Genomic DNA, 15,395 nt, shown 5'->3' on the forward strand with positions numbered 1-15,395 from the left:
AGGCGGCGCATTTTAGCAGAGCGCATGGCTGTCGGTAAGCTGCGATTTTCAGTGCATTCCTATCGTATCGATAGATATCAGCCGCGCTCGGGCTGGAAGCGTACGACAAAACCCTTGAGGTTCTGCTGGCGACCCAGAAGATCACGCAGGCGATCGGCTTCGGCGCGCTCGATCAGCGGCCCGACAAACACCCGATTCTTGCCGTCGGCAGAGCGAATGTAGGCGTTGTAGCCCTGGCTGCGCAGGTTCTTTTGCAGGGCTTCGGCACTGGCACGACTCGACAGGCTCGCCAGTTGCACCGACCAGCTTACCGACAGGCCATTGGCGTCGACGCGGCTTTGCATGGTATCCGGCTTGGCCGGTGCAGCGGCAATTGGCTGGGCCGGTGCGGCGGCAGGCTTGGTGACGGGCGCCGGGACAGCCGGTTTGGCCTGCGCAACGGGTGCCGCTGGAGCTTGCGTTACCGGGGCAATCGGCATCGACGGCGCAGTCTGCTCAGCGACTTCTTCGTCGCTTGGTACTGGCTCTTGCGGCAGGACGCGTGGATCGGTCACCGCCACCGGCTCCATCTGAATCTGCGCCACAGCCGGCGCTTGCGGCGCGGTCGGCGCCTCGACGGTCACTTGCCGCTGCTCATCCTGACGGGTAAACAGCATCGGCAGGAAAATCACCGCCAGCGCCACCAGCACCAGAGCACCGACCATGCGCTGTTTGTACGCTTTATCCAGCAAAGCCATTTGCCGCTTCCTCCGTGGAGCGCCGGGCCAGCCATTCAAGGGCCTCGGCAACACAATAAAATGATCCGAACAACAGAATCTCGTCGTCACTGCTGGCCACGGCACACTGCCCTTCGAGGGCGGCCGCGACACTGTCGTATGACGTCACCGACGCACCAAGGTTCTGCAGTGCTGCCTGCAACTCTCCCACCGGACGCGCGCGCGGCGAATCCAGCGGTGCCACGGCCCAGTGCTCGACACTAGCACTCAACTCGCCGATAACACCATCCAGATCCTTGTCCGCCAGCAGACCGAACACCGCCAGACGTTTGCCGACCGGAGGCCGACTGGCCAGACGCCGCGCCAGATACTCCGCCGCGTGCGGGTTATGCCCCACGTCCAGCAGCAGATTCAGGCGCTTGCCGTTCCAGTCGAACGAGCGACGATCCAGACGCCCGACCACGCGGGTTGCCTGCAATGCGCCAACAATCTGCTGAGCGTCCCACGGCAAGCCCAGCAGTAAATAAGCCTGCAAGGCCAGCGCGGCGTTTTCCATCGGCAGATCGAGCAGCGGCAAGTCACGCAGTTCGACCGATTGCCCTTGGGCATCGGTGCCGCGCCACTGCCAATGCTGATCGGTGATCCCGAGATCAAAATCGCGTCCACGCAGGAAGAACGGGCACGCCAGCTCGCGCGCCTTGTCGAGCAATGGCTGCGGCGGGTTCAGATCGCCACACAGGGCAGGTTTGCCCTGACGGAAAATTCCGGCCTTCTCGAAGGCCACGGATTCGCGGGTGTCGCCCAGATAATCGGCATGATCGACGCCGATGCTGGTGACCAGTGCGATATCGGCATCGACCACATTGACCGTGTCCAGACGCCCGCCCAGACCGACTTCCAGCACCACAGCGTCGAGCCCGGCCTGTTGAAACAGCCAGAACGCCGCAAGGGTGCCCATTTCGAAGTAAGTCAGGGACGTATCGCCACGCCCGGCCTCGACCGCGGCAAAGGCTTCACACAGCTGTGCATCAGTGGCTTCGACGCCATTGAGCTGCACCCGCTCGTTGTAACGCAGCAGGTGCGGAGAATTATAGACACCAACAAGCAGGCCCTGCGCCCGCAGCAAGGAAGCCACGAAAGCACAGGTCGAACCCTTGCCGTTGGTGCCGGTGACCGTTATCACCCGAGGCGCCGGCTGGCCCAGCCCCATGCGGGACGCTACCTGTTGCGAACGCTCCAAGCCCATGTCGATGGCCGACGGATGCAACTGCTCGAGGTAGGCGAGCCACTCGCCAAGGGTGCGCTCGGTCATACGTTGGCAGGCACCGGCGGAACAACGATCGGCTCGATTGGCGCAGCGACGAATTTCGGCGTCGGCAGGCCCATCATTTGTGCCAGCAGGTTACCCAGACGCGGACGCAGTTCCTGACGGTGCACGATCATGTCGATCGCTCCGTGCTCCAGCAGGAACTCACTGCGCTGGAAGCCTTCCGGCAGTTTTTCACGCACGGTCTGCTCGATCACGCGCGGACCGGCAAAGCCGATCAGGGCTTTCGGCTCGCCGACAATCACGTCGCCGAGCATCGCCAGACTGGCGGAAACACCGCCGTAGACCGGGTCGGTCAGTACGGAGATGAACGGAATGCCTTCTTCACGCAGACGCGCCAGTACCGCCGAGGTTTTGGCCATCTGCATCAGCGAGATCAGAGCCTCCTGCATCCGCGCGCCACCGGAAGCGGCGAAGCAGATCATCGGGCAACGGTTTTCCAGCGCGTAGTTGGCAGCGCGCACGAAACGCTCGCCGACGATTGCGCCCATCGAACCGCCCATGAAGCTGAATTCAAACGCCGAAACCACAACCGGCATGCCCAACAGGGTGCCGCTCATGGAGATCAGCGCGTCTTTTTCGCCGGTCTGCTTCTGCGCAGCGGTCAGGCGATCCTTGTACTTTTTGCCGTCGCGAAATTTCAGACGGTCAACCGGCTCCAGGTCTGCACCCAGTTCGGCGCGGCCTTCGGCATCAAGGAAGATGTCGATGCGCGCACGTGCGCCGATGCGCATGTGGTGGTTGCACTTGGGGCAAACGTCCAGGGTCTTTTCCAGTTCCGGACGGTACAGCACAGCCTCGCAAGACGGGCATTTGTGCCACAGACCTTCAGGCACCGAGCTCTTCTTGACCTCGGAACGCATGATCGAAGGGATCAGTTTGTCTACCAACCAGTTGCTCATGCTTTCTATCTCCAGTACCGGCGGCCCGAACGCTCTGGTTCGCGGCCCCGCGTATGCCCTTCAGCTAAATTCATGGGTGGCGATGATTGATGGATGGCCGGGTCAGCAAAACTGACCTGCGTACGACCCAAAAAATCCTCAGCCTGTTTTCTACCAAGCTGTGGACGGCGGCAGTCTGCCAGCCGTCACATCGTCGTTTTGCGTACTGCGTTGATAAAAGCCTGAATCTTCGCGTGATCCTTGATGCCCTTGCTCGCCTCTACTCCGCCGCTCACGTCCACGGCGTAGGGCCGGACCTGGGCGACTGCGTCAGCGACGTTATCCGGAGTCAGGCCACCGGCCAGAATCAATGGTTTGCTCAGCACTTGCGGAATCAGTGACCAGTCGAAGGCTTCGCCGGTTCCGCCGGGCACGCCTTCGACGTAAGTGTCGAGCAACACGCCGCTGGCACTCGGGTAAGCGTCGCAGGCGGCGGCAATGTCATCGCCGGCCTTGACCCGTAAAGCTTTGATATAGGGACGGTGCCAACCTTCGCACTCGGCAGCGGTTTCATCACCATGGAACTGCAACAGATCCAGCGGCACGGCATCGAGGGTTTCCCCCAACTCGCAGCGGCTGGCGTTGACGAACAGGCCGACCGTGGTCACGAACGGTGGCAGCGCCTGAATGATCGCCCTTGCCTGCTGCACGGTCACGGCGCGCGGACTTTTAGCGTAGAACACAAAACCGATGGCATCGGCCCCGGCTTCGACGGCGGCCAACGCATCTTCTATGCGGGTAATCCCGCAAATCTTGCTGCGAACGGCTGACATGTCGATAAAAACCCCAAGGCAAATCCGAGAAAGTCCCGGATGGTAACAAATGCGTTCGAGGGCGTCAGCCGTCAAGTTCCGAGAAACCCGTAAGGAAATGTGGCCCGATGAAACGCTCAGGCAACGGGAACTCGTCGTGATACTCGACCTGCACCAGATACAGACCGTACGGATGCGCCGTGACCCCGCCGGAACGCCGTTCGCGGCTTTCCAGCACTTCCTTCATCCATTCCACCGGACGCTCGCCCGCACCAATGGTCATCAGCACGCCGGCAATGTTGCGCACCATATGGTGCAGGAAGGCGTTGGCACGGATGTCGAGCACGATCATTTTGCCGTGACGGGTCACGCGCAAGTGATGCATCTTCTTGATCGGCGACTTGGCCTGGCACTGACCGGCCCGGAACGCGCTGAAATCATGGGTGCCGACCAGATATTGCGCGGCCTCGGCCATGCGCTCGACGTCCAGCGGACGATGATTCCAGGTGATTTCTTCGTTGAGGTGCGCCGGGCGGATCTGATCGTTGTAGATCACGTAGCGATAGCGTCGGGCAATTGCCTTGAACCGCGCATGAAAATGCGCCGGCATGACTCTGGCCCAGCTGACGCTGACATCGTGGGGCAGATTGATGTTGGCGCCCATGACCCAGGCTTTTAGCGAACGGTCGACCGTGGTGTCGAAATGCACCACTTGCCCGCAGGCGTGCACGCCCGCGTCGGTACGCCCGGCGCATTGCAGCGAGATCGGCGCGTTGGCGACCTTCGACAGGGCTTTTTCGAGTGTTTCCTGCACCGTGGTCACACCGGTGGACTGGCGCTGCCAGCCGCTGTAGCGCGAGCCTTTGTACTCAACGCCGAGTGCGACGCGAAAAAAGCCTTCGGGTGCCATTTCGGCGGCCGGGGTATCGATGTTTGCCAAGGTGGGACAGCCTGCTGATCTACAAAGGCGGGCATTATAAGGCTTCAAGATCAAAAGATCGCAGCCTTCGGCAGCTCCTGCGCAGAAATCGGCACTTCCCTGTAGGAGCTGCCGCAGGCTGCGATCTTTTGATCTGCCAAAAAAACGGCAACCTCAAAGGGCTGCCGTTTTTTTACAAACGAGCCTGACTTACAAGCTCGAAAGCATTTCTTTCGCTTCGCCGCGCTGCTTCTCGTTACCCTCGGTCAACACTTCCGTGAGGATATCGCGCGCGCCGTCGTTGTCGCCCATGTCGATGTAGGCCTGAGCCAGATCGAGTTTGGTCGCGGCTTCGTCGGTACCGGCGAGGAAGTCGAAATCATCTTCACCCAGCTCATCACCCAGCGCCGCATCAGCTTCGGTGAAAGTCGGCTCGTTAATGCTGCCCGACAGACTATCCAGCTCGGCATTGACGTCGTTCAGTTCGCTTTCGAACGCATCCGGCTCGGCTGGGGCGGCGTCCATTTCGTCAGCCAGCGACAGATCGAAATCGGCCGGCAGCTCCAGGTCGTCCGGCATTTCTGCCGCGACCGGCGCTTCAACTGGCGGCAGATCCTTCACGCCTTCGTCCAGATCCAGCAGGAAATCATCGTCCGCCAGCTCTACCGGTGCCGGCGCAGGATCGGCACCGAGGTCCAGATCGAGGTCAAAGTCCGACAGGTCATCGAGGTTTTCCTTGATCTCGGTCTGCTGTTGCAGCACCGACTCGAAGCTCAGGTCATCGTCGGACGGGAATTCGTCCAGCTCGACCGGTGCTTCAGGCTCGACAGCAGCAACTGGCTCGATTGGCGTGATGTTGTCCAGATCATCCAGGCTCAAGTCAAATGTGCTGTCCAGATCGTCTGCAGGCACAGCCACCGGGGCAACCGGCGCTTCGTCCTCATCCAGCAGCAATTCCTTGACGTATTCCGCGTCCAGCTCGGCGGCGATGGCGGCAGCCGCCAGACCGCTTGCTGCAACCACAGCCATGGCCGGGAAGCGGGTTTTCAGCTCTTCGACCTTGGCGAAGTTGTCGCCATTGGCAACCAGTTGACGCTCCTGTACCACGAACGCATCGCGGTCGCCCTGACGGCCGTAGACTTCCATCAGTTTCAAACGCAGATCACTGCGCTGCGGTTCCAGGCTGATGCCCTCCTCCAGCAACGCGGCAGCCTGATTCAGGCGACCGGCATCAAGGTGCGACTGGGCTTTGTCGAGCACGTCATCGGAACGCTCGCCCGACGGCGCAACCAGTGGCGCGGAGATCGGCTCGGCCATCACGATTGGCGCGACTACCACAGCAGGTGCCGGAGGGACTGGCGCCGGCGCCAGAGTCACGCTGGCGGCTGGCGTTTCCAGACCTTCGAAGCTACTTTGCGGCAGATCGTCATCGGCGGAGAACGACTGTTCCTCCAGCGCGCGCGCCATGCGCAGATGTTTGTCAGCTTCTTGCTGAGCCTTGCGGCGACGCGCCAGCAGCAACAGCAGAAGCAACAACACCACCGCACCACCACCGACCAGACCCAGCAGGATCGGATTGGTCAGCAGTTCGTTGAAGGTTTTCTCGTCGTCAGCGGCAGGCGTCGTTTCGACGACCGGCCCAACCACCGGCTCGACTGGTGTTTCAACCGGCGGCGCAATAGCCGACTCTGGCGTAGGCGCTGCCGCTGCGGCCTCTGCTGGCGTGGCTGGCGGTGTGGCAGCCAGCTCGGCAGTGATCGCTGGAACAGCAGAATTCACGGCCGGTGCAGCGCCCGCCCCTTCAGCCTGCATCTTGGCCAGTTGATTGTTCTTCAGTTCGATCAGACGTTGCAGCTTGTCCAGCTGACTTTGCAGATCGGACATTCGGCTTTTCAGTTCCTCGTTGTCACGACGAGTCGTGTCGAGGCTTTCCTGAGTGACCGCGAGTTTGTTGCTCAGCGCCTTGGCATCACCGGCCGGGCCTTTGCCACGGCCCTTGGCGTTTTCGGCGGAGACCAGACTGAGATTGTCCTTGGCGTTTTGTGCAGCGCCAGTGTTGGCGCGACCACGGTTGGTGGCATCCAGCTGTTGCTGACCGGTGCCCGGCTTGGCCACATAACGACGGCCCTGACGCCAGGCTTCGTTCTGCGCCGCGACTTCAGCGATAGCCGCCGATTGCGGCAACGCAGCACTTTGTACGGCGTCCGGCAGACGCAGCACCTGACCGGTTTTCAAGCGGTTGATGTTGCCGCCAATGAACGCATCCGGGTTCAAGGCCTGGATCGCCAGCATGGTCTGCTGCACCGAACCGCCGGTACGTGCCTTCGCCGCGATTTCCCACAGGGTATCGCGCGGCGTGGTGGTGTATTGGTTCGGATGGGTCGCGCCGGTGCTCGGTGCGGTGATGGTCGAAGTCGGCGCAGGCTGAGCAGCGGCGTCAGCGGTCTGCGGCGAGAACTTCGACGGATCCAGCAGCACGCTGTAGTCACGCAGCAGACGGCCGTTGGGCCACATCACCTGCACGAGGAATTTGACCATCGGTTCCGACAGCGGCTTGCTCGAGGTTATACGCAGCACGCTTTTGCCGCTGGCGTTGAGCACCGGGGTAAAGGTCAGGTCGTTGAGGAAGGCCTGGCGATCGACGCCGGCCTTGGCGAAATCTTCCGGCGAGGCCAGGCTCGGCACCACTTCGGCAGCGGTGAGATCCTTGACATCGAGCAGCTCGATTTCCGCCAGCAGCGGCTGGTTCAGGGTCGACTTCAGGGTCAGCTCCCCGAGCCCGAGGGCATGCGCCATACCGGAGGACAGCGCCGAGGCGGCCGCTATTGCTAACACCAGTTTGCGAACTTGAACCATAGCCTCATCCTTTGTTTGAACGTTCCTCGGCCAGCGAGAAGATATTGATTGCCGCTGCCGTAAGGCATTGCGCGCGACGACGACAGCATGTCGCGCGCGATCATTTCTTTGATGCCCCGGAAAGTCCCGGAGGGTGAAACGTTATCAAGTGCTCCGGCCAAGCATAGCGCCCGGCTAGAATCAGTCGACAAATTGTTGCCAAGTATCTTTTACAGCAGGTCTTTTATCAACAACTCGGCGATCTGCACAGCATTGAGTGCCGCGCCTTTGCGCACGTTATCTGACGTCAGCCACAGATTAAGTTCCGCCGGCTCGTCGACCCCGCCACGCACCCGCCCGACATAGACCACGTCCTGCCCTACCGCGTCACCGACCGCCGTCGGGTAATCACCGGCCTCGACCAGCTCGATACCCGGCGCATCTTCGAGCGCAGCGTTGACCTTTTGCAGGTCGACCGCGCTCGCTGACTGCAAGGTCACGCTAAAGCTATCGCCAAAAAACACCGGGGCTTGAACACAAGTTGCGGAAATCTTTAATAAAGGCTGTGCCAGCACCTGACGCAGCTCGCGCACCAAGCGTTTTTCCAGCAGCGTATGGCCCTGTGCATCCGGCGTACCGACCTGCGCCAACAGGTTGAACGCCATCTGCCGGTCGAAGAATGTCGGCTCCAGCGGACGCAGATTGAGCAGCTCGGCAGTCTGGCGGGCCAGTTCGGAAACTGCTTCGCGACCTTGTGCGGAAACGGCCAGATTAGCGGTGACATGCACGTATTGCAGATCGATCAGATCCAGCAGCGGCGCCAGCACCACGGCCAGTGTGGTAGCCGACGGGCTCGGGCTGCTGACCTGGAACGGCGCTTTCAGACTGGCTATCACTTGGGCATTGGCTTCGGGTACCACTTGCGGCGCCTGATCGGCCGGCAAGGCGCCGGACAGGTCGATCAACGAGCAACCGGCAGCGTGCGCACGGGCGGCATAGCTCAGGGTGACGGCCGGGCCGGCTGCGAAGAAGACAAGCTTGACCTTGGCGAAATCGAACTCGTCGACCTCACGCACGCGCACGTTCTTGCCGCGATACGGCACCGAACTGCCCGCCGATTCGCTGCTGGCCAACAGGTGCAGCGTGCCGATCGGGAATTTGCGTTCTTCGAGAATCTGTACGAGGGTTTCGCCGACAGTACCGGTGGCGCCGATCACGGCAATATCAATGGTCTGGCTCATGGTGCTACCTCTGGCGAAACGGGGGGAGCGGCACTTTACCGGGTGACCGCTACGCAGGCAATTTCTGCCGGGGTTTTGTATTGGTTGTTCTGGCCTCATCGCTGGCAAGCCAGCTCCCACAGGTTTCGAAGGTGTACATCAGATTTGTGCCCACCACCGATCACTGTGGGAGCTGGCTTGCCAGCGATGAGGCCAAACCAGACAACCGAGAACCCCAAACAAAAAAACCCGCGCCTGTTTCCGGGCGCGGGTTGTTTCACAGCTTCAAGCGATCAACGTTCAAGCAGAATCCGCAGCATGCGACGCAGCGGTTCGGCCGCGCCCCACAGCAGTTGGTCGCCGACAGTGAAGGCGCCCAGATACTGGGTGCCCATGTTCAGCTTGCGCAGACGGCCAACCGGAACATTCAGAGTGCCGGTGACCTTGGTCGGGCTCAGCTCCTGCATGCTGATTTCGCGCTGGTTCGGTACCAGTTTGACCCAAGGGTTGTGCTGGCTGATCAGCCCTTCGATATCGGCAATCGGCACGTCTTTGTTCAATTTGATGGTCAATGCCTGGCTGTGGCAGCGCATGGCGCCAACACGCACGCAGATGCCATCAACCGGGATCGGGCTCTTGAAGCGGCCGAGGATCTTGTTGGTCTCGGCCTGCGCCTTCCACTCTTCACGGCTCTGGCCGTTCGGCAGTTCCTTGTCGATCCACGGAATCAGGCTGCCAGCCAACGGTACGCCGAAGTGTTCGGTCGGGTAGGCTTCGCTGCGCATGGCTTCAGCCACACGACGGTCGATGTCGAGGATCGCGCTGGCCGGATCCGCCAGTTGCTCGGCAACAGCGCCGTGGGTCACGCCCATTTGCTTGATCAGTTCGCGCATGTGCTGCGCGCCGCCACCAGAGGCTGCCTGATAGGTCATGGCGCTCATCCACTCGACCAGACCGGCTTCGAACAGACCGCCCAGGCCCATCAGCATCAGACTGACGGTGCAGTTGCCGCCGATGTAGTTTTTGGTGCCTGCGTCGAGTTGCTGGTCGATCACCTTGCGGTTGACCGGATCAAGGATGATGACCGCGTCGTCATTCATGCGCAGGCTCGAAGCCGCGTCGATCCAGTAACCCTGCCAGCCTGCTTCACGCAGTTTCGGGAAGACTTCGCTGGTGTAGTCGCCGCCCTGGCAGGTCAGGATCACATCGAGGGTCTTCAGCTCTTCAATGCTGTAAGCGTCCTTGAGCGGAGCAATGTCCTTGCCCACGGACGGGCCTTGGCCACCGACATTGGAAGTGGTGAAAAACACCGGCTCGATAAGATCGAAATCCTGCTCTTCCAGCATCCGCTGCATGAGCACGGAACCGACCATACCGCGCCAACCGATCAGACCTACACGTTTCATCGCAACTACACCTTCTTGAAAAGTGGGCCGCTGCTTTGTATTGAATTGCGCAGCGGGCCCGAGAGATTACAGATTCCGCAGCGCGGCGACTACAGCGTCACCCATTTCCTGCGTACCGACTTTTGTACAACCAGCCGAAAAGATGTCGCCAGTGCGCAGCCCTTGATCGAGCACCACGCTGACGGCTTGCTCGATGGCATCGGCCGCAGCGTGCAGATTGAAGCTGTAACGCAGCATCATCGATACCGACAGAATGGTTGCCAACGGGTTGGCAATGCCTTTACCGGCAATGTCCGGTGCCGAACCGTGGCAAGGCTCGTACATGCCCTTGTTGTTGGCATCCAGCGAGGCCGACGGCAGCATGCCGATCGAACCGGTGAGCATCGACGCTTCGTCGGAGAGGATGTCGCCGAACAGGTTGTCGGTGACGATCACGTCGAACTGCTTCGGGGCGCGTACCAGTTGCATGGCCGCGTTGTCGACGTACATGTGGCTCAGCTCGACGTCCGGATAATCCTTGGCCACTTGCTCGACCACTTCACGCCACAGTTGGCTGGAAGCCAGCACGTTGGCCTTGTCCACCGAGCACAGCTTCTTGCCACGCACGCGGGCCATGTCGAAACCGACGCGGGCGATGCGGCGGATTTCGCTTTCGCTGTACGGCAGCGTGTCGTAAGCCTGACGCTCACCGTTCTCCAGCGTACGCGTGCCGCGCGGTGCGCCGAAGTAGATGCCACCGGTCAACTCACGCACGATCAGGATGTCCAGACCGGCAACGATTTCAGGCTTCAGGCTGGATGCTTCGGCCAGTTGCGGATAGAGGATCGCCGGACGCAGGTTGCCGAACAGACCCAGTTGCGCACGGATTTTCAGCAGGCCGCGCTCAGGGCGAATGTCACGCTCGATGGTGTCCCATTTCGGGCCGCCAACCGCGCCCAACAGCACGGCATCGGCAGCGCGCGCACGGTCGAGGGTTTCGTCGGCCAGTGGCACGCCATGCTTGTCGATGGCCGCGCCACCGATCACGTCGTGGCTCAATTCGAAGCCCAGGCTGTACTTGTCGTTCGCCAGCTCCAGCACCTTGACCGCCTCGGCCATGATTTCCGGGCCAATACCGTCACCTGGGAGAATCAGAATCTGCTTGCTCATGCTTTCCTCATGTCTTCAGTCGGTGCGCCATCAAGCGGCGCGCCCGGAAAAATACTGTTTAGCGTTCGGCCCACAGCACCAGCACATCTGTACTGAACGAACCATCGGCCTCAATCTCAAAATATTCGCGTACTTCGTTGCCCATCGACTGCTGCAATTGGCGGATCGCGGCACGCATCACTTCGGGAGTGCGCATGCGCTCGACCCAACTGCTGTATTCCAGCCGCAACCGCTGCCGCGTGGTGCTGCGCGTATGCAAACCGGCCTCGCTGACCTGGCGCAACCACTCACCGGCGGAATAATCGCGCACATGGCTGGTGTCGCGCAGCACTTCGACGCTTTGCAGGTAGGTGTCGAACAGCGGACTACCCGGCGACAACACATCGATGAACGCCGCAACACCACCCGGCTTCAGCACTCGGCGCACTTCGCGCAGGGCCAGGCCCAAGTCGCTCCAATGGTGCGCCGAATAACGGCTGAAGACGAAGTCGAATTCGCCATCGGCGAATGGCAGACGCTCAGCGGCACCGTTGACCGTGGACACGTTGCTCAGACCGCGATCAACAGCGGCGGCGGCGACCACGTCGAGCATCTGCTGCGACAGGTCGTAAGCCACCACTTCTTTCACCAGCGATGCCACATGAAAACTCACATGACCGGCGCCGCACCCCAAGTCCAGCACCCTGGCTTCGCCCCGCCCGGCCAATTCGGCCTGCAGCAGCGCGAACTCGGTGCCTTGAGCGTGAACAGTACTGCTCAGGTAGGCGGATGCCTGTTCACCGAATTGCTTCTGGACAACCTGAGTGTGGGCGGTGCTGGTCATTGGGATTTTCCTTTGATTTTTTGGTGCCTGTTCGGGCCTCATCGCTGGCAAGCCAGCTCCCACAGTGCAGCGTTCACAAAACCTGTGGGAGCTGGCTTGCCAGCGATGGGGCCCGCTCTGACGACATCAATCTCAAGCGTCGCGAAACAACCACGGCTGGCTCGCCCGATGCTTGCTTTCAAACGTCGCAATCGCTTCGTGGTCCTGCAAAGTCAGGCCGATATCGTCCAGGCCATTGAGCAGGCAATGCTTGCGGAACGCTTCGATTTCAAAGCTGTAGACCTTGCCATCCGGGCGGGTCACGGTTTGCGTCTGCAAATCGACCTGCAATTGATAGCCCGGCTCGGCCTCAACCTGCTTAAACAATTCATCGACTTCAGCGTCGCTCAAAATGATCGGCAGTAAGCCGTTCTTGAAGCTGTTGTTGAAGAAGATGTCGGCATAGCTCGGCGCGATGATGCTGCGGAAACCGTACTCTTCCAGTGCCCACGGCGCGTGTTCACGACTGGAGCCGCAACCGAAGTTCTCGCGGGCCAGCAACACGCTGGCGCCTTGATAACGCTCGGCGTTGAGCACGAACTCCTTGTTCAGCGGGCGCTTGGAGTTGTCCTGATACGGCTGCCCGACATCCAGATACCGCCACTCGTCGAACAGGTTGGGGCCAAAACCGGTGCGTTTAATCGATTTCAAAAATTGTTTCGGGATGATTTGGTCGGTGTCGACGTTGGCACGATCCAGAGGCGCGACAAGTCCAGTGTGCTGGGTAAAAGCTTTCATGCTGCGCTCCTTAAATCAATTCACGAACGTCGATGAAACGACCGTTCACCGCCGCCGCAGCGGCCATGGCCGGGCTGACGAGGTGGGTACGGCCACCGGCGCCCTGACGGCCTTCGAAGTTACGGTTGGAGGTCGAAGCGCAATGCTCGCCGGACTCCAAACGATCCGGGTTCATCGCCAGACACATCGAGCAACCCGGCTCACGCCATTCGAAACCGGCCTCAAGGAAAATCTTGTCCAGCCCTTCGGATTCAGCCTGCGCCTTCACCAGACCCGAGCCCGGCACGACGATGGCCTGCTTGATGGTCGAAGCGACTTTGCGGCCCTTGGCGATCACCGCTGCTGCGCGCAAGTCTTCGATGCGCGAGTTGGTGCAGGATCCGATAAATACGCGGTCGAGCTGAATGTCGGTGATCGCCTGATTGGCGGTCAAACCCATGTATTTCAGCGCGCGGACGATCGAGTCGCGTTTGACCAGATCCATCTCTTTGGCCGGGTCCGGCACGTTCTGATCAACGGCCAAAACCATTTCCGGCGAGGTGCCCCAGCTGACTTGCGGCTTGATCTGCGTAGCGTCGAGTTCGACGATGGTGTCGAACTTGGCGTCAGCATCGGAAACCAGATCTTTCCACGACTCGACGGCCAGATCCCACTCGGCGCCTTTCGGTGCAAACGGACGGCCCTTCACGTAATCGACAGTCTTCTGATCCGCGGCCACCAGCCCCACGCGGGCGCCAGCTTCGATAGACATATTGCAGATGGTCATGCGGCCTTCAACCGACAAATCGCGGATCGCGCTGCCGGCGAATTCGATGGCATGGCCGTTACCGCCAGCGGTGCCGATCTTGCCGATCACCGCGAGGACGATGTCCTTGGCGGTCACGCCGAACGGCAATTGGCCTTCGACGGAAACCAGCATGTTCTTCATTTTTTTCGCGACCAGGCACTGAGTGGCGAGCACGTGCTCGACCTCGGAAGTGCCGATGCCATGCGCCAGTGCGCCGAACGCGCCGTGGGTCGAGGTGTGCGAGTCGCCGCAAACTACGGTCATGCCCGGCAAGGTCGCGCCCTGCTCCGGGCTGATCACGTGGACGATGCCCTGGCGCACATCGTTCATCTTGAATTCGACGATGCCGTATTCATCGCAGTTGTCGTCGAGGGTCTGAACCTGCAAACGCGAGACCTGGTCGGCAATGGCTTCGATGCCGCCCTTGCGCTCCGGGGTGGTCGGTACGTTGTGGTCCGGGGTCGCGATGTTGGCATCGATGCGCCACGGCTTGCGCCCGGCCAGACGCAGACCTTCAAAGGCTTGCGGCGAGGTCACTTCGTGGATGATGTGACGATCGATGTAGATCAGCGCCGAGCCATCGTCGCGCTGCTTGACCAAATGCGAATCCCAGAGCTTGTCGTAGAGCGTTTTGCCGGCCATCAGACGGTTCCTCATCAGCTTGTTTCTATGCCCCGGGCTTTGACGATTCAATAACCCTTTGGCTTGTGAGGTCGATCCTATGGGGTTAGATTAAATAACTCAAATTCATATTTTTTATGCTTTGGATAACCAACTGGAATACCAACATGGATCTGGCCAACCTGAATGCTTTTATCGCGATTGCCGAGACCGGAAGTTTCTCCGGCGCCGGCGAACGTCTGCACCTGACACAACCCGCCATCAGCAAACGCATCGCCGGGCTGGAACAACAGTTGAAGGTGCGTTTGTTCGATCGGCTTGGCCGTGAGGTCGGCCTGACCGAGGCCGGCCGCGCCCTGCTGCCCAGGGCTTATCAGATTCTCAATGTGCTCGACGACACCCGCCGCGCGCTGACCAACCTCAATGGCGAGGTCAGCGGCCGTCTGACGCTGGCCACCAGTCACCATATCGGCCTGCACCGCTTGCCACCCTTATTAAGGGAGTTCACTCGCCGTTACCCACAGGTCGCACTGGATATTCAGTTTCTCGATTCGGAAGTGGCCTACGAAGAAATTCTCCACGGCCGCGCGGAATTGGCGGTGATTACGCTGGCGCCGGAGCCGCACGCATTGGTCAAAGCCACGCCGGTCTGGGACGACCCGCTGGATTTCGTGGTGGCGCCGGAGCATTCGCTGATCAACAACGGCCCGGTGAATCTGGCGGACATCGCCGCTCATCCGGCAGTGTTCCCCGGCGGCAACACCTTTACCCACCACATCGTGCATCGCCTGTTCGAGGCGCAGGGCCTGACGCCAAACATCGCCATGAGCACTAACTACCTGGAAACCATCAAGATGATGGTCTCTATCGGCCTGGCCTGGAGCGTATTGCCACGCACCATGCTCGACGAACAGGTGGCGAGCATCGCTTTGCCGGGCATACAGCTCAGTCGCCAGCTAGGCTATATCTTGCACACTGAACGGACGCTGTCGAACGCGGCACGGGCATTTATGGCCTTGCTGGATGCGCAAATCGATCTGCCAGGGACTCTCGGCTAACTTGTGCTACTCCTATAGAGCCACTTATCCCTGTGCCTAACGCCAAAATCTGCTCAAGGCTCGT

At 60.6% G+C, this 15,395-nt stretch carries 13 protein-coding genes; 1 reads left to right on the forward strand and 12 read right to left on the reverse strand.

Features of this window, described 5'->3' with window-relative positions:
• Positions 1–77 precede the first annotated feature (77 nt).
• The 12 genes from ACP7EE_RS21895 to leuC form a co-directional block, all read right to left on the reverse strand.
• Positions 78–737, reverse strand: a complete 660-nt coding sequence (locus ACP7EE_RS21895) for an SPOR domain-containing protein (protein ID WP_426236705.1) — start codon at positions 735–737, stop codon at positions 78–80.
• Complete coding sequence (gene folC / locus ACP7EE_RS21900; RefSeq protein WP_426236707.1) at positions 721–2,028, reverse strand: bifunctional tetrahydrofolate synthase/dihydrofolate synthase; 1,308 nt, start codon at positions 2,026–2,028, stop codon at positions 721–723. The genes ACP7EE_RS21895 and folC overlap by 17 nt, the downstream gene beginning before the upstream one ends.
• On the reverse strand, positions 2,025–2,945 hold the full coding sequence (gene accD / locus ACP7EE_RS21905) for an acetyl-CoA carboxylase, carboxyltransferase subunit beta (protein WP_420648696.1): 921 nt from the start codon (positions 2,943–2,945) through the stop codon (positions 2,025–2,027). The genes folC and accD overlap by 4 nt, the downstream gene beginning before the upstream one ends.
• 185 nt (positions 2,946–3,130) lie before the next feature.
• Positions 3,131–3,757 carry a phosphoribosylanthranilate isomerase gene (locus ACP7EE_RS21910; protein ID WP_426236709.1) on the reverse strand — a complete coding sequence of 209 codons (627 nt, stop codon included), beginning with the start codon at positions 3,755–3,757 and terminating at the stop codon, positions 3,131–3,133.
• Positions 3,758–3,821: 64 nt separating this feature from the next.
• Positions 3,822–4,646, reverse strand: coding sequence for a tRNA pseudouridine(38-40) synthase TruA (gene truA / locus ACP7EE_RS21915; protein WP_420648832.1), 825 nt, complete (start codon positions 4,644–4,646; stop codon positions 3,822–3,824).
• A 219-nt stretch (positions 4,647–4,865) separates the two neighbouring features.
• A complete protein-coding gene (locus tag ACP7EE_RS21920; protein ID WP_426236711.1) occupies positions 4,866–7,511 on the reverse strand; it encodes a FimV/HubP family polar landmark protein in 2,646 nt (881 codons plus the stop codon).
• A gap of 209 nt (positions 7,512–7,720) precedes the next feature.
• Positions 7,721–8,731: an aspartate-semialdehyde dehydrogenase gene (locus ACP7EE_RS21925; RefSeq protein ID WP_426236713.1), complete on the reverse strand. Its 1,011-nt coding sequence runs from the start codon at positions 8,729–8,731 to the stop codon at positions 7,721–7,723.
• A gap of 272 nt (positions 8,732–9,003) precedes the next feature.
• Entirely contained in the window at positions 9,004–10,116 is a 1,113-nt protein-coding gene (asd, locus tag ACP7EE_RS21930) for an aspartate-semialdehyde dehydrogenase (protein ID WP_420648700.1), read from the reverse strand.
• Positions 10,117–10,182: 66 nt separating this feature from the next.
• Positions 10,183–11,265 (reverse strand): 3-isopropylmalate dehydrogenase, encoded by a 1,083-nt coding sequence (gene leuB / locus ACP7EE_RS21935; protein ID WP_420648701.1) that lies wholly within the window; start codon positions 11,263–11,265, stop codon positions 10,183–10,185.
• 58 nt (positions 11,266–11,323) lie between these two features.
• Positions 11,324–12,088: a class I SAM-dependent methyltransferase gene (locus ACP7EE_RS21940; protein WP_426236716.1), complete on the reverse strand. Its 765-nt coding sequence runs from the start codon at positions 12,086–12,088 to the stop codon at positions 11,324–11,326.
• 132 nt (positions 12,089–12,220) lie between these two features.
• Positions 12,221–12,865, reverse strand: a complete 645-nt coding sequence (gene leuD / locus ACP7EE_RS21945) for a 3-isopropylmalate dehydratase small subunit (protein ID WP_426236718.1) — start codon at positions 12,863–12,865, stop codon at positions 12,221–12,223.
• Positions 12,866–12,875: 10 nt separating this feature from the next.
• Complete coding sequence (leuC, locus tag ACP7EE_RS21950; RefSeq protein WP_426206352.1) at positions 12,876–14,294, reverse strand: 3-isopropylmalate dehydratase large subunit; 1,419 nt, start codon at positions 14,292–14,294, stop codon at positions 12,876–12,878.
• Positions 14,295–14,440: 146 nt separating this feature from the next.
• Between leuC and ACP7EE_RS21955 the strand changes: the two genes are divergently transcribed.
• Entirely contained in the window at positions 14,441–15,331 is an 891-nt protein-coding gene (locus tag ACP7EE_RS21955; protein ID WP_420648705.1) for a LysR family transcriptional regulator, read from the forward strand.
• Positions 15,332–15,395: the final 64 nt, after the last annotated feature.

The organism is Pseudomonas sp. TWP3-2, from assembly GCF_049897765.1.
Classification (GTDB): domain Bacteria; phylum Pseudomonadota; class Gammaproteobacteria; order Pseudomonadales; family Pseudomonadaceae; genus Aquipseudomonas.

Excerpts from the sequence above, each read along its gene's own strand:
- ACP7EE_RS21895 (WP_426236705.1), bottom strand. The coding sequence starts at position 737 with ATGGCTTTGCTGGATAAAGCGTACAAACAGCGCATGGTCGGTGCTCTG.
- folC (WP_426236707.1), bottom strand. The coding sequence starts at position 2,028 with ATGACCGAGCGCACCCTTGGCGAGTGGCTCGCCTACCTCGAGCAGTTG.
- accD (WP_420648696.1), bottom strand. The coding sequence starts at position 2,945 with ATGAGCAACTGGTTGGTAGACAAACTGATCCCTTCGATCATGCGTTCC.
- ACP7EE_RS21910 (WP_426236709.1), bottom strand. The coding sequence starts at position 3,757 with ATGTCAGCCGTTCGCAGCAAGATTTGCGGGATTACCCGCATAGAAGAT.
- truA (WP_420648832.1), bottom strand. The coding sequence starts at position 4,646 with ATGGCACCCGAAGGCTTTTTTCGCGTCGCACTCGGCGTTGAGTACAAA.
- ACP7EE_RS21920 (WP_426236711.1), bottom strand. The coding sequence starts at position 7,511 with ATGGTTCAAGTTCGCAAACTGGTGTTAGCAATAGCGGCCGCCTCGGCG.
- ACP7EE_RS21925 (WP_426236713.1), bottom strand. The coding sequence starts at position 8,731 with ATGAGCCAGACCATTGATATTGCCGTGATCGGCGCCACCGGTACTGTC.
- asd (WP_420648700.1), bottom strand. The coding sequence starts at position 10,116 with ATGAAACGTGTAGGTCTGATCGGTTGGCGCGGTATGGTCGGTTCCGTG.
- leuB (WP_420648701.1), bottom strand. The coding sequence starts at position 11,265 with ATGAGCAAGCAGATTCTGATTCTCCCAGGTGACGGTATTGGCCCGGAA.
- ACP7EE_RS21940 (WP_426236716.1), bottom strand. The coding sequence starts at position 12,088 with ATGACCAGCACCGCCCACACTCAGGTTGTCCAGAAGCAATTCGGTGAA.
- leuD (WP_426236718.1), bottom strand. The coding sequence starts at position 12,865 with ATGAAAGCTTTTACCCAGCACACTGGACTTGTCGCGCCTCTGGATCGT.
- leuC (WP_426206352.1), bottom strand. The coding sequence starts at position 14,294 with ATGGCCGGCAAAACGCTCTACGACAAGCTCTGGGATTCGCATTTGGTC.
- ACP7EE_RS21955 (WP_420648705.1), top strand. The coding sequence starts at position 14,441 with ATGGATCTGGCCAACCTGAATGCTTTTATCGCGATTGCCGAGACCGGA.